Below are 23177 nucleotides of genomic sequence, written 5' to 3' on the forward strand. Positions count from 1 at the left end.
GCGCTACTTTCGGCCGCGCGACCCTGGCTCCGCCGCCGCCCTCCGGCGCCTCCGACGGGGAGCGCGCGGCCTCCGTGCGGTCCGGCACGGAGACCGGCCGGATCCCCCGCCTCCAGGCCCCCGGCCTTCCCCGCGACGGCGGTGGCGCGCCCTCGGCGCGGGCCCTCGCCGACTCCGGAGGCTCCCCTGGCGGCCGGGCGGACGGTTCCGGCGGCCAGGAACGGGACGCTCCGGAAGTCCCTTGCGCCTCCTGCGAATTGGCCGAATCCATCACCCCTGAGAAAAGGGGACGGGAGCGGGGTCCACGGTCGCCGCCGAACGGATTACGGCGGCCGCCCGCCGGGCCGGGACGGCGCGGTCCGGGTCACCAGCCGGGCGGCTGGGGGTACGGCGGGGCCGGGGGCGCCGTCCGGCGCGGGGGCCGGGGGACGGCGGCGGGGGCGCCGCGCCCGGCGAGGAGGGCGAGGACGGCGGTCCCGGCGAGGAGTCCGTAGGCGGCGGTGAGGACGGCGAGGCGGTCGGTGGTGGGGATGTCGGCGAAGTGGCCGACGAGTTCGTACCGGACGGTCCTGGCGGTCTCGGCGAGGCCGCCGAGGGCGAGGAAGGTCCCGGCGAGCAGTCCGAGGGCGCGGGCGTGCCGGGCGCGGGTGAGGGCGGCGACGGCGGCCGTGCCGTAGAGGGCGACGAGGACGAGGGAGAGCCAGGCGGGCGGCGGGGCCAGGGCCGCCTTGAGGACGGACCGGCCGCCGGTGAACCGGTCGACGGTGATCTCCAGGGGCAGCTGGGCGGCCCAGTACAGCTCCCAGGCGGCCAGGGCGAGCGCGGCGACGGCGAGGAGCGTTCCGGCGGCGACGGCGGGGCCGGTGCGGGGGCGGGTGGGGAGGTGTTCGTGCCCGGCGGCGCGGCGGCGGCCGACGGTGGCGACGGCGAGGAGTCCGGCGGCGAGGCCGAGGGCGAGGAGGGCGGTGACGAGGACGCCGCTGTCGTGCGACCAGAGGCCGGGGAGGCGTACGGCGAGGGTGGCGGAGCCGGTCGCGGCGAGGGCGGAGGCGGCGTGCCGGGAGCGGATCGAGGCGACGGCGGTGACGGCGGAGACGAGGAGGAGGACGGGGTCGGCGAGGGAGGTGGCGGAGCGTCCCCGGATGAGGAAGTGGTGGTCTCCGGCCCAGTACCACGCCAGGTCGGCGGGGGAACCGAGGGCGGCGAGGTCCTTGAGCACCCATATGGTGGCGAGGAGGGTGAGCGCGGCGCAGAGCGCGGCGCCGGTGAGGCGTGCCGGGCGTGTCACAGTCACGGACCCGATACTCACGGTTGCCACGGCCGGGCACAAGCGGTTCCGGGGAACCCGTGTGCGACGGGCGGCCGGCCGGTACGGCGGGACCGTTCCGGCCGGTCCCCGGCACCCGTACGGGCGTACGCGCTCCGGGGTGTCGGGTCCCGTACTGGGCGTACGCGCTCCGGGGTGTCGGGTCCCGTACGACCGTCAGCGCTCCGGTGTGCCGGAGACGTGTTCCGGGGCCGGTCCGCCCGGGTCGCGCCGGGGTCAGACCGGCTCGGGGGGTGTGCCGTCGGTGGTGCCGTTCTCCGGCGGGACGACCTGCTTCTCCTCGGCGAAGTGGCAGGCCGAGTCGTGCTTGGCCGGGCTGTCGACGAGGCGGAAGACGGCGGGGACGGCCAGTTCGGGGACTTCCAGGGAGCAGCGTTCCTGGGCTTTCCAGCAGCGGGTGCGGAAGCGGCAGCCGGAGGGGACGTTCGCCGGGGAGGGGACGTCGCCGCTGAGGATGATGCGTTCGCGGTGCGCGCGGGCGCCGGGGTCGGGGACGGGGACGGCGGAGAGCAGCGCCTGGGTGTAGGGGTGGGTGGGGTGGTCGTAGATCTGGGCGTCGCTGCCGATCTCGACGATCCGCCCGAGGTACATGACGCCGACGCGGTCGGAGATGTGCCGGACGATCGACAGGTCGTGGGCGATGAACACGTACGAGAGGGAGAACTCGGACTGGAGCTTCTCCAGGAGGTTGACGACCTGGGCCTGGACGGAGACGTCGAGGGCGGAGACCGGTTCGTCGGCGACGATGATCTCGGGCTGGAGCGCGAGGCCCCGGGCGATACCGATGCGCTGGCGCTGGCCGCCGGAGAACTGGTGCGGGTAGCGGTTGATGTACTCGGGGTTGAGGCCGACGACGTCGAGGAGGTCCTGGACCTTGCGGCGGCGGTCGCCCTTGGGGGCGACCTCGGGGTGGATCTCGTACGGCTCGCCGATGATGTCGCCGACGGTCATGCGCGGGTTGAGCGAGGTGTACGGGTCCTGGAAGACCATCTGGATGTTGCGGCGGACGGCCTTGAGGGCGCGCGGGGAGAGGGTGGTGAGGTCCTCGCCCTTGTAGCGGATGGTGCCGGACGTCGGCCGTTCCAGGTTGACCAGCATCTTCGCGACGGTCGACTTGCCGCAGCCGGACTCGCCGACGATGCCGAGGGTCTCTCCGGCGGCGAGGTCGAAGTCGACGCCGTCGACGGCCTTGACCGCGCCGACCTGCTTCTTGAAGAGGATGCCCCGGGTCAGCGGGTAGTGCTTGTGGAGGTCCCGGACTTCGAGGATGGCCTCAGCCATGGAGGCACTCCTTCCAGAAGTGGCAGGCGCTGGAGCGGGGCACCGGGGAGCCGGTCACGTCGTACAGCGGGGGCACGTCGGTGCGGCAGACGTCCTGGGCCAGGGGGCAGCGCGGGTTGAAGGCGCAGCCCGGCGGGATCTTCAGCAGGTTGGGCGGGAGCCCCTTGATGGCGTAGAGGTCCTGGCCCTTCTGGTCGAGGCGGGGGATCGATTCGAGGAGGCCCTTGGTGTAGGGGTGGGCGGGGGCCTTGTAGATCTCGTGGACGGGGGCGCGTTCGACGATCCGGCCCGCGTACATGACGGCGATCTTGTCGGCGACGTCGGCGACGACGCCGAGGTCGTGGGTGATGAGGATGAGCCCCATCCGGAGTTCGCGCTGGAGTTCGGCGAGGAGGTCCATGACCTGGGCCTGGACGGTCACGTCGAGAGCCGTGGTGGGCTCGTCGGCGATGATCAGGTCCGGTTCCAGGGCCAGCGCCATGGCAATCATGATGCGCTGGCGCATCCCGCCGGAGAACTGGTGGGGGTACTGGCCGACGCGTTCCTTGGCGGCGGGGATGCGGACCCTGTCCATGAGTTCGACGGCCTTGGCCCGGGAGTCCTTGCGGGACATGCCCCGGTGGACCTGGAACATCTCGCCGAGCTGTTCGCCGACGCTGAGGACGGGGTTCAGGGAGGAGAGCGCGTCCTGGAAGATCATCGCCATCTTCGCGCCGCGGATCTTGCGCCGCTCGTCCTCCTTGAGCTTCAGGAGGTCCTTGCCCTGGAAGAGGATCTCGCCCCCGGTGATCTTTCCCGGGGGCGTGTCGAGGATGCCCATGACGGCCTGGGCGGTGACGGACTTGCCGGAGCCGGACTCGCCGAGGACGGCGAGCGTCTCCCCGGCGTCGACGGAGTAGTCGACGCCGTTGACCGCCTTGGCGACCCCGTCCCTGGTGTGGAACTCCACGTGCAGGTCGCGCACTTCGAGCAGCATGGGTTCCCTACCTCAGCTTGGGGTCGAGGGCGTCGCGGACGGCGTCGCCGAGCATGATGAAGGCGAGCACGGTGACGGCGAGCGCGCCCGCGGGCCAGAGCAGCATGTGCGGCGCGTTGCGGATGTTCTGCGAGGCGGCGGAGATGTCGATGCCCCAGCTGACGGTCGGGGGCCGGAGTCCGACGCCGAGGTAGGAGAGGGTGGCCTCCAGGGCGATGTAGGTGCCCAGGGCGATGGTGGCCACGACGATGACGGGGGCGACCGCGTTGGGGGTCACGTGCCGGAGCAGCATCCGGGAGTTGGAGGCGCCGAGGGCGCGGGCCGCCTGGACGTAGTCGTGCTGTTTGGCGGTGATGACCGAGCCGCGCGCGATGCGGGAGATCTGGGGCCAGCCGAGCAGCACCATGAAGCCGATGACGGGCCAGACGGTGTTGCTGGTGATGACCGAGAGGAGCACGAGGCCGCCGAGGACGACGGGGATGGCGAAGAAGATGTCGGTGATGCGGGAGAGGATCGCGTCCCACACCCCGCCGAAGAACCCGGCGAGGCCGCCGAGGGCGCTGCCGAGGAGGGCGACGCCGAGGGTGGCGAGGACGCCGACGGTGATGGAGGTCCGGGCGCCGTAGACGGTGCGGGTGTAGACGTCGCAGCCCTGTCCGTCGAAGCCGAAGGGGTGGCCGGGCTGGGAGCCCTCCTGGGCCTTGGCGAGGTCGCAGTCGAGCGGGTCGCCGGAGGCGATCAGGGACGGCCAGATCGAGATGATCACGAGGAAGACGATGATCAGGGCGGAGACGATGAAGACGGGGTTGCGGCGCAGGTCCCGCCAGGCGTCGGACCAGAGGCTGCGGGGCTTCTCGCCGGGGTCCTGGCCCTGGCCGCCGGACGTGTGCCCGACCTCGATCGCCTCGCTCGCGGCGAGGTCCATCGCCCCGCCCGCGCCGGTCGCCGCGATGGCGCCCTCGTTCTCATAGGGGTCAGGCATAGCGGATCCTGGGGTCGAGGACGGAGTACAGCAGGTCGACGAGCAGGTTCGCCACCAGGAACACCAGGACGAGGATGGTGGCGAAGCCGACCACCGTCTGGGTGTTCTGCCGGAGGATGCCCTGGTAGAGCTGGTAGCCCACGCCGTGGATGTTGAAGATCCGCTCGGTGACGATGGCACCGCCCATGAGCGCGCCGATGTCGGTGCCGATGAAGGTGACGACGGGGATCAGCGAGTTGCGCAGCAGGTGCCGGGTGATGACGCGGCGGCGCGGGAGCCCCTTGGCGACGGCGGTGCGGACGTAGTCGGCGCGGGCGTTCTCGCCGACGGAGGTGCGGGTCAGCCGGGTGACGTACGCCAGGGAGACGGAGGCGAGCACGATGCCGGGCAGGATCAGCTCGTCGAAGGGCGCGCCGGAGGAGACGGTCGGGGAGACCCAGCCCCATTTGACGCCCAGCAGGTACTGGAGGACGTAGCCGGTGACGAAGGTCGGGATGGAGATGACGACGAGGGTGCCGATGAGGGTGCCGGTGTCGATCGCGCGGCCCCGGCGGAGCCCGCTGAGCACGCCGAGGGTGATGCCCACGACGATCTCGAAGAGGATCGCGACGATCGTCAGGCGGAGGGTGACCGGGTAGGCGTCGGCGAGGAGTTCGGTGACCTTCTGGCCGTTGAACGCGGTCCCGAAGTCCCCGGTGAACACGTTCCCCATGTAGGTGAGGTACTGCTGCCAGACGGGCTTGTCGAGGCCGTACTCCTCGCGCAGCCGGGCGGCGGTGGCCGGGTCGCAGGCGCGGTCGCCGCAGAGTCCGGCGATCGGGTCGCCCATCACGTTGACCATCAGGAACAGCAGCAGGGTGGCCCCGAAGAAGACCGGGATCATCTGTAGCAGCCGTCGAATCACATATCGACCCATGAGGGGGCTCCGGGGGTTGGCTCCGGGGTGGGGTGGCGTCCGGGGAGGGACGCGGGGAAGGCGTCCGGCCCGACGCGGGGGTCCGCGCGGGCCGGGCCGGGCGCCTCGGGCCTGCTACGGCGTCACTTCACCTTGATCTGGTCGTAGACGGGGACGCTGAAGGGGTTGAGGGTGACGCTCTCCAGCCGGTCCGAGTAGCCCGCGCTGCCGTTCTGGTACCAGAGCGGGATGGCGCCCATCGCGTCGCGCAGGACGCCCTCGGCCTGCTGGAAGATCCCCACGGCCTTCTTGGTGTCGGCCTCGGCGTTGGCCTGGTTCACGAGCTTGTCGAACTCGGGGTTGCTCCACTTGCCGTCGTTGGAGGAGGCGTTGGTGTAGTAGAGCGGCTGGAGGAAGTTCTGGATGAGCGGGTAGTCCATCTGCCAGCCGGCCCGGAACGGGCCCTGCATCTTCTGCGTGGTGACCTGGCTGCGGTAGTCGGCGAAGGTGCCGACGGGGTTGCCGAGGCAGGCGGTGTTGTTGCCGAGGGCGCGGTTGATGGAGTTGCAGACCGCGTCGACCCATTCCTTGTGGGAGCCGGTGTCGGCGTTGTACGAGATCTTCATCGTGCCGCCGGGGATGCCGCCGCCCTCCGCGACGAGCTTCTTCGCCTCGGCCGCGTCGTACGTGCAGTAGTCGCCGCAGACGTCCTTGTAGCCGCCTTCCTCGCCGAGGACCGGGGAGGTCCAGTCGACGGCGGGGGTCCGGGTCTTCTGGAAGATCGTCTGGGTGATCTGATTGCGGTCGATGGCCCGGGAGATGCCCTGGCGGAGCTTCTCCTGGCCGGGCTTGTTCCAGTCCGGGTCGTAGAACGGGAACGCGAGGGTCTGGATGATGCCGGCGGGGACGTTGATGTAGCGGTCGCCCAGGTCGGCCTTGACGTTCTTGAGCTGGGCGGCGGGGATGTCGTCGACGAGGTCGAGGTTCCCGGCCGTCAGGTCGGTGTAGGCGGTGTTGTTGTCGGTGTAGACCTTGAGGGTCACGCCGCCGTTCTTCGCCTTGTCGTCGCCGGGGTAGCCGTCCCAGCGCTTGAGCGCCATCTGGGAGCCCTTGGCGTACGAGTCGACGGTGTACGGGCCGTTGCCGACGGGCTTCGAGAGCCAGGCCGCGTGGTCGTCGTAGAACGCCGTGGGGAGCGGGGCGAAGGCCGCGTAGCCCAGGGTGATGGGCCAGGTGGAGAACTTCTGGGTGAGCTTGACCGTGAAGGTGCGGTCACCGGTGACCTTGAGTCCCGAGAGGGTGTCGGCGGTGGGTTCGCCCTTGTCGGGGTGGACCTTGTCGTAGCCCTCGATCTGCCCGAAGAAGTAGGCGTTCTTCTGGTTGTTCTTCAGGTTGGCGCCGTAGTTCCAGGCGTCGACGAAGGACTTCGCGGTGACCTTCTCGCCGTTGGAGAAGGTCCAGCCGTCCTTGACGGTGATGGCGAAGTTCGTCGAGTCGGTGGTCTCGATCTTCTCGGCGAGCATGTCCTTGGCCTCGCCGGTCTTCGGGTCGTACTGCTTGAGCCCGCGGAAGATCATGGACAGGACCTTGCCGCCCTGCACCTCGTTGGTGTTGGCGGGTTCCAGCGGGTTCTGCGGGTCGCCCCACGAGGAACTCACGATGCCGTCGGCCCCTCCGCCACCACCGCCGTTGTCGCCGCCGCCGCAGGCGGTCGCCGCGAGGGCGACGGCTGTGGCCAGTGCGGCCCACTTGGCGTGCGTGGCTCCGCGCATGGAGTGCCTCCCGTTGGTCTTGCCGAGACTTAGGCCCCCATATCACCCCAAGCCGGACGGAGTCGCATCTCGGCCTCACCTGTCCGGGGGATTGCCCCCTCGGGGGCGTACGCCCGGAGCGACGGAGGCCCTGGAGCACCGCGCCCGCGCTCCTCCCCCCTCCCCCGCACGCGCGAGGTCCCCCCGCCGCGCCGACGGGAGGCGTCGGTGCGGCGGGGGGACCGTGGGCGGACCCGTCCGGGACCGCCGGGGCGGTGCCGGACAGCGGTCAGTTCAGGAAGGTCACGTCCCAGTGGTTGCCCTCGTTGGCGTAGACGTTGCCCGAGGGAGCGGTGTAGAGGGCGGCGCCGTCACCCCGGGTGCCGGAGTAGGCGAAGGTGCCGGTGACGTAGTTGCTGAGGCAGCTGGTGATCGCGAAGTCCAGCTTGTAGCCGTTCCAGTGGCTGTACGTGCCGCTCGCGTGGCCCGTCTCCGTGCCGCCGGTGATGGTCAGCGCGCAGCCGCTCGCCCCGCGCAGCGTGACCGCGCCGTCGGCGGACGCCTGGCGCAGCCCGTCGAAGGAGGTGCAGCTGGTGCTGTTGCGGTTGGAGCAGTTGCCCGAGGAGGCCCAGGTGACGCCCGCGGCCGAGAACTTGCCCGCCGCCGCCGCGTGGGTCAGCAGACCGCTGTCGCCACCGCCGCCGCCGGAGGAACCGGTGACCAGGGCGCGCCAGGTGTCCGGGCCGATGATGCCGTCCGCGTCGAGGCCGTGCGAGGACTGGAAGGAGCGGATCTTGGAGTCGGTGCCGTCGCCGAACGCGCCGTCGACGGCGAGCCCCGCCCCGTACCGGTTGAGCTGCGTCTGGGCGGCCTTCACCCCGGAGCCGTTGTCGCCCTTGCGGACGGTGACGACCAGCCGGGACCAGGTGTCGGCGCCGACGACGCCGTCCGCCGAGAGGCCGTTGGCGCTCTGGAAGGAGCGGACCTTCGCCGCGGTGCCGTCGCCGAAGGCCCCGTCGGCGGCGGTGGTGTGGCCCCGGGAGGTCAGCAGGTGCTGGACGGTGGTCACCTGGACGCCGCTGCTGCCGGTCTTGACCAGCGGCCAGTCGGCGGCGAAGGCCGGGGCGGCCTGGAGGACGGCGGCCACCAGGGCGGTGACGAGGGCGGCGAGCAGCGCGGCCGCGAGGCCGGGCAGTCTTCTCACGTGGGTCATGGGCGGTTCCTCGGACTCTCGTGTCAGCACTGGTAGTTCGCGTCCGGGTGACCCGGCTCGCAGTAACGGATGTGCAGGTGGTTGTCGTGGTTGGGGTACTGGACGGTCAGCCCCTCCGCGATCAGCTGCGGGTCGTTGAAGAAGATCAGCTTCACGTGGCCCGGGGCGGCGGCGCGCAGGGCCTTGACCAGCTCGCGGGTGGCGCCCCGGTCGTAGGCGGCGGACTGCCAGGTGATCCGGGAGCCGGAGCACTGCGCCGCGTCGGTGCGCACGGGCCAGAGGTCGGCGTCCAGGCCGTCCTGGTGGGTGGCGTGGCCGTAGATCGAGCCGCCGTGCTCGAAGGAGATGTCACCGACCGGGACCTTGCCCCGGCCGAGGGCGGCGAAGGCGCGGGCGCCCGCCTCCAGCTGGCCGATGGTGGCGCCGGTGCCCCAGTCGGCGGAGCTGTTGCCGTCCGGGCTCTGGTTGCACAGGGTGCCGGAGTTGTAGTCGGCGTACTCGTAGTGCCAGAGCAGGTTGGTCCAGGTGTCCGGGCCGACGACTCCGTCCGCGCCCAGACCCGCGTGGCCCTGGAAGGTGCGGACGGCCGACGCCGTGCCCGCGCCGAAGGCGCCGTCGACGGTGAGGCCCGCGCCGCGCTTGGCGTTGAGCAGGTGCTGGACGGCCTTCACGGCCTCGCCCTGGCTGCCCTCCCGGACCGTGGTGGTCAGGGCCCGCCAGGTGTTGGGGCCGACGATGCCGTCGGAGCCGAGGCCGTGCGAGGACTGGAAGGAGCGGACGGCGGTGTCGGTGCCCGCGCCGAAGACTCCGTCGGCGGTGAGCTGCGCGCCCTGTCCGTTGAGGAGGTACTGGAGGGCGACGACGTCCGAACCCCGGTTGCCCTTGCTCTGGGTGGGGACGAACGCGCCGCCGAAGGCGTGCGCGGGCGTGCCGAGCCCGATGAGCACGAGCAGCGCGGCGAGGGCGGCGAGGGCCGCGAGCGGGACCGCCCCGCGCGCGGGGCGGAGCGACCGTGTGGTCGGCGACATGACGGTGGGCTTCTCCTTGGTCGGGTGGGAGGGGTGGGAGGGAGCGGCGCCTCCGGGCGGGGCCGGAAGCGGCCTTGGCCCGGAGCGGGCCGGGCCGGAGCGGGCCGGGCCGGAGCGGGCCGGGCCGGAGCCTTTGGTGGACAGGACCGGGACCGGGAGCGGGGACCGGGCCCGGTCAGGCCAGGAGGCGGCTGAAGGTGCGCGCGTCGGCGACACCGTCGGCGGGCAGCCCGGCCGTGCTCTGGAAGGTGGCCACCGAGGCGGCGGTGCCGGACCCGAAGACGCCGTCCGGGTCGGTGGGGACGCCCTTGGCCGTGAGCAGCAGCTGTACGGCCCTGACGGCGTCGCCGCTGTCGCCCTGCCGGACGGGCCCGACGAGCTGGTGCCAGGTCTGGTTGCCCGCGTAGCCGTCGGCGGTCGCGGTCGTCAGCGTCTGGAAGTCCCGTACGGCCCGCTCGGTGGCCGGGCCGAAGCTTCCGTCCGCGGTGATCGCGGCGCCGCGCCGGACCAGCAGGTGCTGGAGGGCCCGGACCCGGTCGCCGGTGTCCCCGGAGCGCAGCAGCGGCCACACGGGGGCCGTCGGGTCCCCGCCGACGCGGGCGGCGACGTCCCGCCGCAGCTGCGGCAGGAGCGCGTACAGCCGGTCGCCGGGGCACTGGGTGGCGTTGAAGTCCCGGTGCCCGTAGATCTGGTAGGCCCGCAGCCCGTACTGGCGGCAGAGGTACGCGCACAGCTCGACGAGGGCCGCGTACTGCTCGCTCCGCGGGTCGACCGTGGTGTAGGTGCCCTCGTTCTCGATGCCGACGGCGACGGTGTTCTGTCCGGTGCAGTGCGCCGACTCCACCATCTGCGTGCCGCCCCGGAGCGTGCTCAGGCTACTGTGCCTGCCCTCCAGGACGTGGGCCCCGCGCGAGACGGTGAAGTGCTGGCCCGTGTCGATCCACTGCTTCTCGTCCATCGCCCAGTTCTGCATGGCGCGGGCGAGCCGGAAGGCCTGGTCGCGGGAGAGGTCGGTGACGTTGGCGGTGGCCGTGTGATGGACGATGATCTTCTGTGGCGGGGTCGGCAGCAGCCGTACGGGGCTGCTCGCCGGGCGGGCGCCCCAGGCGGTGGTGTCCGCGACGGCGGGCCCGTCCAGGGCGTGCGCCCCGCCGGCCGCCCACAGGGGCAGCACGGCCGAGGCGCCGAGCGCGAGTCCGCCGGTGAGGAAGGCCCGTCGGCGCGGGTTCGGTTCGGATACCGGGGTCATGTCGGGGTCCTCAGTAGCTTCCGGTGCACTGGGTCTGGAGCGTCTCGTAGGCGCGCGTCTCGCAGGCCCAGGCCTGGATGTCCTTGTCGTTGACCATCCGGGTCCAGACGCTCCCGGAACCGCCGTAGTAGGTGCTGTGGGTGGTCCCCTGGGTGTTCTGGACGTGGATGGAGGTGTCGAGGGACCCGCCGGACGTCTTGCGGGCCCAGGCGGCCCGGCAGCCGGGGCTGTAGCGCAGTTCCACGCCCCAGGCACTGGTCCGCACGGTCTGGGCGTCGTTCTGGCAGACCGTGGCGGCCGGGTCGAGGCCCTGGCAGCTCGCCGCGTAGCAGGAGGTCGCCGCGGAGGCGGGCGAGGAGGCGAGCAGGAGGCTCGACGCGGCCACCGCCAGGGCCGAGCCGACGGTGGCGAGCCTGCGGGTGAGCCGGTTCATGGGAGGTGCTCCTTCTGGGACTCGTACCGGATCGCTGCGGGGCCGCGGTGGAGCGCGGCCGGGGGCGGGTCGGGTACCGGGTCACCACCACAGCGTGGAGGACGCCATGGTGTAGTCGGAGCGGCGGTCGCAGGCGTACGCGAGGATGTCCTTGTCGTCGACCATCGTGGTCCAGACGGTGCCGCCCGAGGTGCTGGGACGCACGCTCTGCATCTCCCGGCGGTCGTTCTCGACCTGGTAGTAGTGCCCGGCGACGGCGTTCTTCTTGCGGGCCCAGACGGCACGACAGGTGGCGCTGTAGCGCAGCTCGACGCCGGTCTCGCTGGTGAGGACGGTCGTGGCGTCGTTCTGGCAGACCGAGGTCGCCGGGTCGACGCCGTGGCAGCCGGTCGAGTAGCAGGACGTCGCCGCCGAGGCCGGCGAGGAGGCGAGCAGCAGACTCGACGCGGCCATCGCCAGCGCCGATCCGACGGTGGTGAGCTTGCGGGTGAGTGCGTTCACGACGACCCCTTGGTTCCGGTGCGGTGGGTGGCGGCCGCAGCTCGGTGGGCTGCGCCGCGGCACACGCTGCCAGTCCCGGCCGGTGTCCCGGCGGGTCCGGCCGTCCCGTGGGAGGGGCCGGTACGGCGCCCGGCGGGAACGGGCGAGGCGGCGCGCGGACGGGAGCCGGCGTCCCGTCGGGCGGCCGGGACGGACCGGGGGACGCGGGACGGGAACGGGACCGCGCGCGGACGGGTCCGCGGGACGCTTCCGGGCGGGGCCGCGGCGGGGCCGACAGGCACGGCGGGGGCAGTGGGGCGGATGGCCGTCGCGCGGGCGGCCCGGAGGGTCCCTTCCGGCGCGGCCCGGGAACGGGCGGGCCCGGGAACGCCGGAGGCCCCCGGTCACCCGTGGGAACGGGTGGCCGGGGGCCTCGGTGGGCTTCGGTGCGTCAGCTCACCGGAACGACCTGCTTCTCCTCGGCGAAGTGGCACGCCGAGAAGTGCGCGGCCGGGGTGTCCTGGCCCTGGAAGCGCTCCGGGATCGCCAGCACCGGGGTCTCCTGCGAGCACCGGTCCTGCGCCTTCCAGCAGCGGGTGCGGAAGCTGCAGCCCGACGGCGGGTTCGCCGGCGAGGGCACGTCACCGGTGAGGATGATCCGCTCGCGGTTCGCGCGGGCCTTCGGGTCCGGCACCGGCACCGCGGAGAGCAGCGCCTGGGTGTACGGGTGCGTCGGGTGCTCGTAGATCTGCTCGTCCGTACCGATCTCGGCCATCTTGCCGAGGTACATGACGCCGACGCGGTCGGAGATGTGCCGGACGATCGACAGGTCGTGCGCGATGAAGAGGTAGGACAGGTTGAACTCGTCCTGGAGCTTCCCCATCAGGTTGATGACCTGCGCCTGGACGGACACGTCCAGGGCCGAGACCGGCTCGTCGCAGATGATGATCTCCGGGTTGAGCGCGAGGCCCCGGGCGATGCCGATGCGCTGGCGCTGACCGCCGGAGAACTGGTGCGGGTACCGGTGGATGTACTCCGGGTTCAGACCGACGACGTCGAGCAGCTCCTGCACCTTGCGGCGCCGGTCGCCCTTCGGGGCCACCTCGGGGTGGATGTCGAAGGGCTCGCCGATGATGTCGCCGACCGTCATGCGCGGGTTCAGCGAGGTGTACGGGTCCTGGAACACCATCTGGATGTTGCGGCGCACGGCCTTCAGCGCGCGGCCGGACAGCTTGGTGATGTCCTGGCCCTTGTAGAAGACCTCGCCCGCGGTGGCCTGCTCCAGGTTCATCAGGAGCTTGGCGACCGTGGACTTGCCACAGCCGGACTCGCCCACGATGCCGAGGGTCTCGCCCTGGTAGAGGTCGAAGGAGACCCCGTCCACGGCCTTGACCGCGCCGACCTGCTTCTTGAAGAGGATGCCCTGCGTCAGCGGGAAGTGCTTCTTCAGGCCACGCACCTGGAGGATCGGCTCGCCACGGCCCACGGGGGTGTCGAGGGCGGCGGCCACGGCCTCGTCGTTCTTGCTGAGGTCAGCCATGGATCGTCTCCTTCCAGAAGTGGCAGGCGCTCTTACGGCCCGGGAGGTCCGCGCCGTCCTGCTCGGTGACCGGCACGAGGGCCGGGATCTCCGTGCGGCAGATGTCGTCGGCCTTGGGGCAGCGCGGGTTGAAGGCGCAGCCGGTGGGCACCTTGAGCAGGTTGGGCGGCAGGCCCTTGATCGCGTAGAGCTCCTGGCCCTTCTGGTCCAGGCGCGGGATCGAGTCCAGCAGACCGCGGGTGTACGGGTGGGCCGGGCGGCCGTACAGCTCGTGCACCGGCGCCTGCTCGACGATCCGGCCGGCGTACATCACGGCGATCTTGTCCGCGACGTCGGCGACGACGCCGAGGTCGTGGGTGATCAGGATCAGACCCATGTTGTATTCCTGCTGGAGCTCCGCGAGGAGGTCCATGACCTGGGCCTGGACGGTCACGTCGAGAGCCGTGGTGGGCTCGTCGGCGATGATCAGGTCCGGCTCCAGGGCCAGCGCCATGGCGATCATGATGCGCTGGCGCATACCGCCGGAGAACTGGTGGGGGTAGTCGGAGACCCGTGCGCCTGCGGCGGGGATCTTGACCTTGTCCATCAGCTCGATGGCCTTGACCTTGGCGTCCTTCTTGGACAGGCCCTGGTGCACGCGGAACATCTCGCCGAGCTGGTAGCCGACGCTGAGGACCGGGTTCAGGGAGGAGAGCGCGTCCTGGAAGATCATGGCGATCTTCCGGCCGCGGATCTTCCGCCGCTCCTCCTCGGACATCTTCAGCATGTCCTCGCCGCGGAACAGGATCTCGCCCTGCGGGATCTTGCCCGGCGGCATGTCGAGGATGCCCATGATGGCCTGCGCGGTGACGGACTTGCCGGAGCCGGACTCGCCGAGCACGGCGAGCGTCTCACCGGCGTTCACCGAGTAGTTGACGCCGTTGACCGCCTTGGCCACACCGTCGCGGGTGTGGAACTCGACGTGCAGGTCGCGCACTTCGAGCAGGGGTCCGGTGTGGTCGCCTCCGCCGCGGGGCGCGGGGACGGCCGAGGTCTTGTCGATGATGGTCATCTCTTACGCCCTCCTCAGCGCAGCTTGGGGTCGAGGGCGTTGCGGACGGCTTCGCCGAGCATGATGAACGCCAGAACGGTGATGCTGAGCATGATCGAGGGCCAGAGCAGGATGTGCTGGGCCACTCGGATCTGGTCGACACCGGTGGAGATGTCCACGCCCCACGAGACGGTCGGGGACGCGAGGCCCAGGCCGAGGTACGAGAGGGTGGCCTCGGCGGAGATGTATCCGCCCAGGGCGATGGTGGCGACGACGATCACCGGAGCCATGGCGTTCGGCAGGATGTGCCGGAACAGGATGCGGACCGTGCCCGCGCCGAGTGCCTTGGCCGCGTGGACGTAGTCGGCCTGCTTGACGGTGATCACGGCACCGCGCATGACGCGGGCCATCTGGGTCCAGCCGAGGAACGCGAGGGCGAAGACGACCACCCAGACCGTGCGCTCGACGAAGGACTGCAGGACGACCATGGCGCCGAGCAGGAACGGGATGCCGAAGAAGATGTCCGTCAGGCGGGAGAGCACCGCGTCGACCCAGCCGCCGAAGTAGCCCGCGAGCATGCCCATGATTCCGCCGAGCACGGTGACGATCGCGGTCACGCAGACGCCGACGATGATCGAGGCACGGGTGCCGTAGATCAGCCGGGCGTACACGGAGCGGCCCTGGCCGTCGTAGCCCAGCCAGCCCTCGGAGCCGACGCTGGCGAGCTCCGGCTTGCCCAGGTAGTGCTTGACCAGGTCACCGGCGGTCGGCGAGGCACTGGTGAAGAGGCCGGGGAAGGCGGCGATCAGCAGCAGGAAGGAGATCAGCACCGACGACACGATGAAGTACGGGTTCCGGCGCAGGTCGACCCAGGCGTCGCCCCAGAGGCTGCGGGGCTTGTCCTGCTTCGCCGGAGGAACGGCGTTGGCGAGAGGCGCGACGGAGGCCTCGACGGCGGCTGCGGTCTTGGTCACGTCAGGCATAACGGATCCTCGGGTCCAGGACCGCGTACAGCAGGTCGATGAGCAGGCTGGTGACGAGGTAGATGATCACCAGGATGGTGACCAGGCCCACGAGGGTGGACCCTTCGCGCCGGGTGATCGACTCGGCGATCAGACCGCCGACGCCCTTGATGTTGAAGATGCGCTCGGTGACGACCGCACCGCCCATGAGGGCGCCGATGTCGGTGCCGAGGAAGGTGACCACGGGGATCATCGAGTTGCGCATGAGGTGGACGCCGATGACACGACGCCGGGGCAGGCCCTTGGCGACGGCGGTGCGCATGTAGTCGGCGCGCAGGTTCTCGGCCATGGAGGTACGCGTGAGGCGCGCCACGTAGGCGAGGGAGAGACCGCCGAGCACCATGGCCGGGGCGATCATCTCGGACCAGAGCTGGTCGTTGCTGACGTTCGGCGCGATCCAGCCCAGTTCGAAGGCGAACACCATCTTGATGATGAAGCCGAGGACGAAGACGGGGATCGAGATGATCAGCAGCGTGAAGATCAGGATCGCGTTGTCGGCGAAGCGGCCGGCCTTGAGACCGGCGATGACGCCGAGGCCGAGGCCGAAGATCAGCTCGAAGGCGAACGCCAGGGCGGCGAGCTGGAGCGTGACGGGGAACGCCGCACCCAGTACCTCGGTGATCGGGCGACCGTTGCGGATCTGGTTCCCGAAGTCGAAGTGCAGGATGATGTCGGTCATGTAGTTCCAGTACTGCTGCCAGAGCGGCAGATCCAGTCCCAGATCATGTCTGATCTTCGCGAGGGTCGCGGGGTCAGCGCCCTTGTCCCCGAACATCCCCGCCACGGGGTCGCCGGGCAGGCTGTAGACCATGAGGAAGATCAGCAGGGTGGTCCCGATGAAAACCGGGATCATCTGGAGCAGTCGTCGTGCGACATAGCGCCCCATCATGCCTCCGTTGAAATGTGACAGCAGCAGCGACAGGCCCTCCCACGGCATCCGCGCCCCTGTGGGTACGCGAATGTCGTGGAAGGGCCCCCCAGCCACTGCGTAAGGCACCGAGACGGGACTGACTCTCCGTCAGTCCCGTGACGGCGTGCGGACTACGCTCGGGTGGTTACTTCTTGACCTCGACGCCGGTCAGGATCGGGTCGCCGTCCTGGCCGTACGCCACGCCCGAAACCTTCTCGGAGTAGCCCGCGTTGACCTTGTAGTACCAGAGCGGGATGGACGGCATGTAGTTGAGCAGTTCCTTCTCGATGGCCTGGAACTGCTTCACCGAGTCGTCCAGCGTCGCCGCGGAGTCAGCCTTGGCGATCTTGGCGTCCAGCTCCTTGTTGGAGAAGTCGCCCTGGTTGCCCGCCGCACCCGTACGGAACAGGTCCGAGATGAAGTTGGCGTTCACCGGGTAGTCGAGCACCCAGCCGGAGCGGTACAGGGACTTGACCTGCTTGCTCTTGCGAGCGGTCAGGTCGGCCTGGAAGTCCGGCTTGCCGTCGCCGACGCACTGGACGCTGGTGGACTGCTGGATGGAGTTGCAGACCGCGTCCACCCACTCCTTGTGTCCACCGTCGGCGTTGAACTGGATCGAGATCTTGTTGCCGGGGACGCCGCCGCCGGCCTTGATCAGTTCCTTGGCCTTCGCCGGGTCGAACTTGGTGACGCCGGCGCCACCGTCCTCCTGGAAGCCCAGGACGCCCTTGGCGACCCAGCCGGTCGCGGGCTCACGGGTGCCCTGGAGGACCGTCTTGGTGATGGTGGCGCGGTCGATCGCCATCGACAGACCCTGGATGACGCGCGGGTCGATCGGCTTCGGCTTCTTCCACTGGTCGGCGTAGAAGGCGACGGCGATGGTCTGGACCGCGGAGTACGGCTGGTCCACGGCGCGGTCGCCGAGGTCCGCGCGGTAGACCGGGAGGTCCTTCGGCGCGATCTGACGCAGGACGTCGACGTTGCCGGACTTCAGGTCCTCGTACGCGGCCTCGAGGGTGGTGTAGTTCTTGAAGACCACACCGCCGTTCTTCGCCTTGTTCGGGCCCTTGTAGCCGTCGAACCGAGTGATCTCGATCTTCTTCTTGTGGTCCCAGCTCTTGAACTTGTAGGGACCGTTGCCGACCGGCTTCTCGCCGCCGGCCTTCGGGTCCTTGTAGAAGGACTCCGGGAGCGGGGCGAAGACGATGTAGGCCAGCTTGTGACCGAAGTACGGAACGGCCTTCGAGAGCTCGATCTTGAAGGTGTTCTCGTCGACGACGGTCAGGCCGTCCAGCTTGTCGGAGGTGGGCTTGGCGCCCTCACCCTCGGGGTGAACCTTCTCGAAGCCCTTGACGTCCGCGAACCAGGAGGACAGACCCTGGGCGTTCTTGACGTTGGCGTTCCAGTTCCACGCGTCCACGTAGGACTTGGAGGTGACCGGGGTGCCGTCGTGGAAGGTCCAGCCCGGCTTGAGCTTGACGGTCCACGTCTTCGAGTCCGTCGTGGTGACCGACTCGGCGTTGATCATCTCGAGCGAGCCGTCGGCCTTGTAGTCGACCAGGGTCGAGAACAGGCCGGCCATGACCGCGGAGCCGTTGGACTCCATCGTGTCACCGGTGAGCAGCGGCTTCTCCGGCTCACCCAGCTCGATGGAGAAGATTCCGTTCGGGTCAACAGCGCCCTTGGCGTCATTGCCGCCGTCGCTCTTACCCCCGCCACAGGCGGTCGCAGCAAGGGCAACGATGATCGCGCCCGTTACCCACTTGGCGCTCTTGGCACCGCGCATGGGTTCCTCCTCATGAGTCCACTTTGTCACTACAAGAGGGGTACTCCGAGTTCAGCCGACACCCCTGACGGCTTTGGACTCACGTACCCCGAGTGTGCTCGTGAGTCGGCACTCCCCACAGTGCGTGACCCATTGACCCGAGCTCAATGGAGCCAACTATTAAGTACGTCCGGGCTGTAAACCACACTTAAGTGGTCTCGTTTTGACAACATCACCAGGTGTCCGGATACCGAAATCCGGACAAAGTGAGCACAGACAGACACCCCCGAAACGGACCGTTAACACACGTACCGGAGAGCGATGGCCGATATGCGGACACCCGGCCTCCGAAATCGAGTTGACCGGAGTTGACGAAAAGCCCGGACCCCCACCATGTCCGTGGGGGTCCGGGCTCCGGTGCTGACGTACCGTCAGCCGAGAGCGGAGTGGATCACAGGTCCGTGATCTACCCCGCCGTCATCGGCGGTATGCGAGCGTGCTCGGGCGATCTCGCCCGGTCAGTTGTTCTTGGCGCGGGAGGCGCTGCGACCGCGCGCGTTCTGGTCCAGGATCACCTTGCGGATGCGCACGGCCTCCGGGGTGACCTCGACGCACTCGTCGTCGCGGCAGAACTCCAGGGACTGCTCCAGGGAGAGCTTGCGCGGCGGGACGATCGCCTCGAAGGAGTCGGCGGAGGCGGAGCGCATGTTGGTGAGCTTCTTCTCCTTGGTGATGTTCACGTCCATGTCGTCGGAGCGCGAGTTCTCGCCGACGATCATGCCCTCGTACACCTCGGTGCCGGGGTCGGTGAACAGGACACCGCGCTCCTGGAGGTTCGTCATCGCGAAGGCGGTGACGGCACCGGCGCGGTCGGCGACCAGGGAGCCGTTGTTACGGGTGGTCAGGGTGCCGAACCACGGCTCGTGACCCTCGTGGATGGAGTGGGCGATGCCCGTACCGCGGGTGTTGGTGAGGAACTCCGTACGGAAGCCGATGAGGCCCCGGGACGGGACGACGAACTCCATGCGGACCCAGCCGGAGCCGTGGTTCGACATGTTGTCCATGCGGCCCTTGCGGATGCCCATGAGCTGCGTGACCGCGCCCATGTGCTCCTCGGGGACGTCCACCGTGAGGCGCTCGACGGGCTCGTGCGTCTTGCCGTCGACCTCCTTGGTGACGACCTGCGGCTTGCCGATGGTCAGCTCGAAGCCCTCGCGGCGCATCTGCTCGACCAGGATGGCGAGCGCCAGCTCACCACGGCCCTGGACCTCCCAGGCGTCCGGGCGCTCGGTGTCGAGCACGCGGAGCGAGACGTTGCCGATCAGCTCGCGGTCGAGGCGGTCCTTGACCTGGCGGGCGGTGACCTTGCGCTGCTTGACCGCGGACTTGGCCTCCGCGCCCTTGCCCGTGCCGCCGCGGCCGACGAGCGGCGAGGTGTTGGTGCCGATGGTCATGGAGATGGCCGGCTGGTCGACCGTGATCAGCGGCAGCGCGATCGGGTTCTCCGGGTCGGCCAGGGTCTCGCCGATCATGATGTCGGGGATACCGGCGACGGCGCAGATGTCACCGGGGCCGGCGACCTCGGCGGGCTTGCGGGTGAGCGCCTCGGTCATCATCAGCTCGGTGATGCGGACGTTGGAGATCGTGCCGTCCCGCTTGATCCACGCGACCGTCTGGCCCTTGCGCAGCTCGCCCTGCTCGACGCGGAGCAGCGCGATGCGGCCGAGGAAGTTGTCGGCGTCGAGGTTGGTGACGTGGGCCTGGAGGGGCGCCTCCTCGTCGTACGAGGGGGCCGGGACGTGCTCCAGGATGGTGGAGAAGAACGGCTCCAGGTTCTCGCTGTCGGCGGGGACGGTGCCGTCCGCCGGCTTGGTCAGCGAGGCGACGCCGTCACGGCCGCAGGCGTAGACGATCGGGAACTCGATCTGGTCCTCGTCCGCGTCCAGGTCGAGGAAGAGGTCGTAGGTCTCGTTGACGACCTCGTCGATCCGGGAGTCCGGGCGGTCCGTCTTGTTGATGCAGAGGATGACGGGCAGGCGCTGCTGGAGGGCCTTGCGCAGCACGAAGCGGGTCTGCGGGAGCGGGCCCTCGGAGGCGTCCACGAGGAGGACGACCGCGTCGACCATCGACAGACCGCGCTCGACCTCGCCGCCGAAGTCGGCGTGGCCGGGGGTGTCGATGATGTTGATCGTGATCGGGGCCCCGCCGTCCTTGGGGTGATACTTCACCGCCGTGTTCTTGGCGAGGATCGTGATGCCCTTCTCACGCTCCAGGTCGTTCGAGTCCATCATGCGGTCGTCGAGGTGCTGGTGGGCGGCGAAGGCACCGGCCTGCTTGAGCATGGCGTCGACGATGGTCGTCTTGCCGTGGTCGACGTGGGCGACGATGGCGACGTTACGGATGTCGTGGCGCGTGGGCATGGGTGCTTGCGCTTCTCTCGGATCGTGGGATGCGGCGTCAGTTCCTCGTACGCCCGCCGGGCGGACGCGCCACGGCTATGTCCTATGGTACGGGGCTGCCGCGCGAGGGGCTTCCCCGGTGGAGATCGCGGAGAGATCGCGGAGAGATCGCCGGGGGTTCCCGGGGGTGTGGGGGAGGTCGTGCTGCCGGGTCAAGGGGCCGACGCGATCCTGCCCGCCGGGGTCACCGGCGGGCAAGGAACTTGAGCTGCTTCTGAGGTTGTGACCTGCGATTTCAGGGTCCTACTGGTTCTTTTCCGTGCTCTTGGGGGATTCGGGCTTCTTGAAGCCGATGTCCTGGTAGCGGGGGGCGGCCAGGCCCCAGGCACCGGCGTTCACCAGCTCGGCCCTGGCGGCCGCGAGCTGGGGGCGCTGGTAGAGGGGGATCGATCCGGCGGCGGCCCAGATCCGGGCGTCGGCCTGACGGACCAGGTCGCGGGCCTCGTCCTCGTCGAGGGTCCTCGCCGCCTGGTCGAACAGCTGGTCGATGCGGTCGGTGCCGACCCGCGAGTAGTTCTGCTCGACGAGGAGGGAGCCGTCCGAGGCGGGCTCGGGCTTGGCGAAGATCGGCCGGGCGTCGGTCGCGGGGAAGGCGGAGGCGGGCCAGGAGTAGAGGGCCAGGTCGTAGTCGCCGGAGGCCACGTGGTCCTTGAAGAAGCTCTCGTCGGAGACCTTGGTGACGGCGGTACGGATGCCGACCGCGTCGAGCATCCGGACGATCCGGTCGCCCACCGCGCGCAGCGACTCGGAGCCGGGGCCGGACGGCAGGACGAAGCGGAGGACGAGCGGCTTGCCGTCCTTGCCGAGGGCCTGGTTGGCCTCGGGCACGGCCGCGGGGGCGGCGGAGCCGCGCGGGGCGTAGGCCCCGGCGACGCCCTTGTCGGTCCTGGCGACGGTCCTGGCGGCGTGGGCGGCGGCGCCCGTACCGGTGTCGAGGGCCTCGGCGCGGGCGAGGAGGGCGGCGCTCTGGCGGGCGGCCGCGGGGGCCGGGGCGAGGACGGCGGTGCCGCTGCCGGGGCCGTCCTCGCCGAGGGCGACGACGTGGCGGTCGCCGGGCTTGTCGTCGCCGACGATGTAGAGGCCTTCGTCGGAGGGGGTGTCGTTCCCCTTCTTCCCGTCGCCGGAGTCGCCCTCCCCCTTCTCCGCCTTCTCCTTCTCCGCCTTCACCTGCTTGTCCGCCTCGCTGCCCGCCTTGGTCCCGGCGGGCTTGCGGGTGGCGCCGCCGGGGACCCAGCCCGCGTCGGCGAGCAGGGCGCGCGCCTCCTTGGTGTCCTGGCCGCCGAGCGCGTCGCTGCTGTCGGCGTAGGCGGCCTGGCCTTCGAGGGCCAGGTGGCTGCCGGGCGGGCTCGCGGGGAGGCCGAGCGGCTTGAGGACGGAGTCGGCGAGCTCCTGGCGGTTGATCGCGCGGGCCACCGCCCGGCGCACCCGCTCGTCGGAGAGCGGTCCGGACTCGCCGTTCAGGGAGAGCTGGGTGTAGGCGGGCTCCAGGGACTTGCGGACGGTGTACCTGGTGAGGGTGGTCTGGGCGCTCGCGTAGCGGGTGACGGCCTCCTGGTTCTCGGCGCGGGCGGCCCGGACCTCCTCGGCCTTCTCCTCGTCGGAGCCGTGCGCGAGGGCCCAGGACCTCAGGGCCTTGCCGGGGGTGATCCCGGAGCCGGGGCCGTGGGCGAGGGCGGCCTGCGCGCCGCTGCGTCCGGCGCGGGCGTCGCGGAGGGCGAGGGAGATCCGGTCGGCGGTGGCGCGGTCGATCTCGGCGAGGTCGAGGATGCCGTCGGCGAGGGCCTGGGTGCGGTCGGCGCGGGGCACGGCCTTGAGGACGAGGCTGTCGAGCTTGGCGGTCTGTCCCCACCAGCGGGGGTTGCGGACGAGGGTGACGTCGCCGCTCTTCCGGTCGACCGACTTCAGCAGGAACGGTCCCGCGGTGGCCTTCAGCGTGGTGCGGGCCCCGTCGTTGAACGCGTTCGGGGAGCCCATCACCTGCTTCGGGTAGAGCGGGGTGAAGAGGGACCGCCAGTCGGCGTAGGGCTTGGCGAAGGTGACCCGGACCTCCAGGTCGTTCTTGCCCTTCTCGATCTTCTCGATCCGCTCGTAGCCGGAGTTCCGGGCGGTCCAGTACGCGGTGTCCCGGCCGCTGAGCGCCCGCCACTGGGCGACGAAGTCGGGGGCGCCGACCTCGCGCCCGTCGCTCCAGACGGCCTGCTGGTGGAGCTTGTAGAGGACGACCTGCTTGGGCTCCGTCTCGACGACCTGCGCGGACTCCAGGTAGTCGGGGTTCAGCTGCGGCCTGCCCCGGGCGTCGAGGGTGTAGAGGGAGGGGAGCACCGCCCCGGCGATGCGGCTGGTGGTGCCGTCGGCGTCGGCCTGGAAGGTGTTCAGGGTGGTGGGCAGGGCGTCGACGGCCCAGCGCAGGGTGCCTCCGTCGGCGACCTTGTCGCGGGTGGCGGGCGCATTGTCCTGCGCCGCGCCGGAGATCTCGTCGGCCGGGTCGCCGGAGCTGCATCCGGCGAGGAGGGTGAGGGCGAGGACGGCGCTGCTGAGGGTGGCGACGGAGCGGAGCGTGCGGGAGCGGGGGCTCCTGGAGCATGTCCTCCCGCGAGGGGCGCCGATCTGGGACATGACATGTACCCCTTCGTCCAGATTTATTACATTTGGAGATGATCACACCTATGACCCACCCAATGAAAAGGACAATGGAGATCCGGCCATCACGACACGGCGCCCTGTCTGAAAATCCCACTCGTGCGGCCCAGTCGAGACCCCTCCCCCACACCGGGCCCCGACCCCACCCCGGGTCCGGACTCCACCCCTCCCTCCCGGTCGCGGGCCCCCATATGCG

The 23177-nt window shown here is 70.4% G+C and carries 18 protein-coding genes and 1 pseudogene; all 19 read right to left on the minus strand.

Translation table 11 applies throughout. The features are described 5' to 3' along the window. Window positions 1–364 precede the first annotated feature (364 nt). The 19 genes and pseudogenes from ACIRQY_RS04075 to ACIRQY_RS04165 all read right to left on the minus strand — a co-directional run bounded on the left by ACIRQY_RS04075 (window position 365) and on the right by ACIRQY_RS04165 (window position 22957). Window positions 365–1294: a hypothetical protein gene (locus ACIRQY_RS04075; protein WP_403922358.1), complete on the minus strand. Its 930-nt coding sequence runs from the start codon at window positions 1292–1294 to the stop codon at window positions 365–367. Between the two features lie 249 nt (window positions 1295–1543). After that, window positions 1544–2608, minus strand: a complete 1065-nt coding sequence (locus ACIRQY_RS04080; protein WP_403922360.1) for an ABC transporter ATP-binding protein — start codon at window positions 2606–2608, stop codon at window positions 1544–1546. Continuing rightward, the gene (locus ACIRQY_RS04085; RefSeq protein WP_403922362.1) at window positions 2601–3584 is read right to left on the minus strand and encodes an ABC transporter ATP-binding protein; all 984 of its coding nucleotides are present in this window, start codon (window positions 3582–3584) and stop codon (window positions 2601–2603) included. Before ACIRQY_RS04085 ends, ACIRQY_RS04080 begins: the two co-directional genes overlap by 8 nt. Before the next feature lie 7 nt (window positions 3585–3591). Then, the gene (locus ACIRQY_RS04090) at window positions 3592–4566 is read right to left on the minus strand and encodes an ABC transporter permease (RefSeq protein WP_351792622.1); all 975 of its coding nucleotides are present in this window, start codon (window positions 4564–4566) and stop codon (window positions 3592–3594) included. Then, window positions 4559–5482 carry an ABC transporter permease gene (locus tag ACIRQY_RS04095; RefSeq protein ID WP_403922364.1) on the minus strand — a complete coding sequence of 308 codons (924 nt, stop codon included), beginning with the start codon at window positions 5480–5482 and terminating at the stop codon, window positions 4559–4561. Before ACIRQY_RS04095 ends, ACIRQY_RS04090 begins: the two co-directional genes overlap by 8 nt. Before the next feature lie 122 nt (window positions 5483–5604). Continuing rightward, on the minus strand, window positions 5605–7233 hold the full coding sequence (locus ACIRQY_RS04100; RefSeq protein ID WP_403922366.1) for an ABC transporter substrate-binding protein: 1629 nt from the start codon (window positions 7231–7233) through the stop codon (window positions 5605–5607). Between the two features lie 268 nt (window positions 7234–7501). Continuing rightward, entirely contained in the window at window positions 7502–8089 is a 588-nt protein-coding gene (locus ACIRQY_RS04105; protein ID WP_403922827.1) for a peptidoglycan-binding protein, read from the minus strand. Window positions 8090–8137: 48 nt separating this feature from the next. After that, window positions 8138–8425 (minus strand): annotated as a pseudogene (locus ACIRQY_RS04110) (peptidoglycan-binding protein); the annotation flags it as partial. Between the two features lie 23 nt (window positions 8426–8448). Beyond that, window positions 8449–9453, minus strand: coding sequence for a penicillin-insensitive murein endopeptidase (locus ACIRQY_RS04115; RefSeq protein WP_403922368.1), 1005 nt, complete (start codon window positions 9451–9453; stop codon window positions 8449–8451). 175 nt (window positions 9454–9628) lie between these two features. Beyond that, window positions 9629–10702, minus strand: coding sequence for an N-acetylmuramoyl-L-alanine amidase (locus tag ACIRQY_RS04120; protein WP_403922370.1), 1074 nt, complete (start codon window positions 10700–10702; stop codon window positions 9629–9631). Between the two features lie 10 nt (window positions 10703–10712). Further along, window positions 10713–11135, minus strand: a complete 423-nt coding sequence (locus ACIRQY_RS04125; protein WP_403922372.1) for a DUF2690 domain-containing protein — start codon at window positions 11133–11135, stop codon at window positions 10713–10715. Window positions 11136–11216: 81 nt separating this feature from the next. After that, the gene (locus ACIRQY_RS04130; RefSeq protein WP_403922374.1) at window positions 11217–11636 is read right to left on the minus strand and encodes a DUF2690 domain-containing protein; all 420 of its coding nucleotides are present in this window, start codon (window positions 11634–11636) and stop codon (window positions 11217–11219) included. Window positions 11637–12066: 430 nt separating this feature from the next. Further along, window positions 12067–13155 carry a dipeptide ABC transporter ATP-binding protein gene (locus ACIRQY_RS04135; protein WP_351792640.1) on the minus strand — a complete coding sequence of 363 codons (1089 nt, stop codon included), beginning with the start codon at window positions 13153–13155 and terminating at the stop codon, window positions 12067–12069. Next, window positions 13148–14206 (minus strand): ABC transporter ATP-binding protein, encoded by a 1059-nt coding sequence (locus ACIRQY_RS04140; protein ID WP_403922376.1) that lies wholly within the window; start codon window positions 14204–14206, stop codon window positions 13148–13150. Before ACIRQY_RS04140 ends, ACIRQY_RS04135 begins: the two co-directional genes overlap by 8 nt. 14 nt (window positions 14207–14220) lie before the next feature. After that, window positions 14221–15168, minus strand: coding sequence for an ABC transporter permease (locus ACIRQY_RS04145; protein ID WP_403922378.1), 948 nt, complete (start codon window positions 15166–15168; stop codon window positions 14221–14223). Next, entirely contained in the window at window positions 15161–16093 is a 933-nt protein-coding gene (locus ACIRQY_RS04150; protein ID WP_351792767.1) for an ABC transporter permease, read from the minus strand. Before ACIRQY_RS04150 ends, ACIRQY_RS04145 begins: the two co-directional genes overlap by 8 nt. A gap of 169 nt (window positions 16094–16262) precedes the next feature. Then, window positions 16263–17903 carry an ABC transporter substrate-binding protein gene (locus ACIRQY_RS04155; protein WP_351792648.1) on the minus strand — a complete coding sequence of 547 codons (1641 nt, stop codon included), beginning with the start codon at window positions 17901–17903 and terminating at the stop codon, window positions 16263–16265. Between the two features lie 497 nt (window positions 17904–18400). Continuing rightward, a complete protein-coding gene (gene typA / locus ACIRQY_RS04160) occupies window positions 18401–20302 on the minus strand; it encodes a translational GTPase TypA (RefSeq protein ID WP_351792651.1) in 1902 nt (633 codons plus the stop codon). Window positions 20303–20584: 282 nt separating this feature from the next. Further along, window positions 20585–22957 carry an ABC transporter family substrate-binding protein gene (locus ACIRQY_RS04165; RefSeq protein ID WP_403922381.1) on the minus strand — a complete coding sequence of 791 codons (2373 nt, stop codon included), beginning with the start codon at window positions 22955–22957 and terminating at the stop codon, window positions 20585–20587. Window positions 22958–23177: the final 220 nt, after the last annotated feature.

This window comes from Streptomyces sp. NPDC101490 (assembly GCF_044767145.1).
In the GTDB taxonomy this organism is placed as follows: Bacteria; Actinomycetota; Actinomycetes; order Streptomycetales; family Streptomycetaceae; genus Streptomyces.